We start from the raw sequence: 481 nt of genomic DNA, 5'->3' as shown, positions 1-481 counted from the left end.
CGTCGACCGTGCGGAGCAGGGGCCGCCGGGAGGCGTGCGTGACGAGCCACGGCAGCATCCCGTACGTCAGAAGCGCCCAGAGCAGCGCTTCCAGGGCGAGGGCGACGGGGAGGATCCCCTCGGCCCCGAGCGACGCACCCAAGGTGGCGGTGACCCCGGTCGCCGCCACGATCGTGAAGAACCCGAATGCGCGGCCCGGGTCACCGGCGTCACGGAGCACGGCGGCCGGCGCCAGGAGCACGCGCGCGATGGTGGCGATCAGCAGGAGCGCATACCCGCCGACGGTGAGCACGAACGCCACGGCCCCGATCGGGGACAGTCCGATCGCGACGAAAGAGGTGCCGACGATGCCGGTCGCCATCACGAAGGAGAATCCCGCGGGCGGGAGCCGTTCGATCATCGTGCGCACGGACATCACTCAGATCGACCGCCGGTACTCCTGCGGCACTCGGGCGAGGGTCCCCTGCTCCGCGCCCGTCTT

Annotated in this window: 1 pseudogene; it reads right to left on the bottom strand. The window is 71.7% G+C overall.

Annotation, left to right across the window (positions count from 1 at the left end):
* A pseudogene (locus L687_RS25325) lies at positions 1–415 on the bottom strand (tellurite resistance/C4-dicarboxylate transporter family protein); the annotation flags it as partial.
* Between the last annotated feature and the right edge of the window lie 66 nt (positions 416–481).

This window comes from Microbacterium maritypicum MF109 (genome assembly GCF_000455825.1).
In the GTDB taxonomy this organism is placed as follows: Bacteria; Actinomycetota; Actinomycetes; order Actinomycetales; family Microbacteriaceae; genus Microbacterium; species Microbacterium maritypicum_A.
Note: the sequence above shows the minus strand (reverse complement) of the source record. Positions and strands in the feature narration are given on the sequence as shown.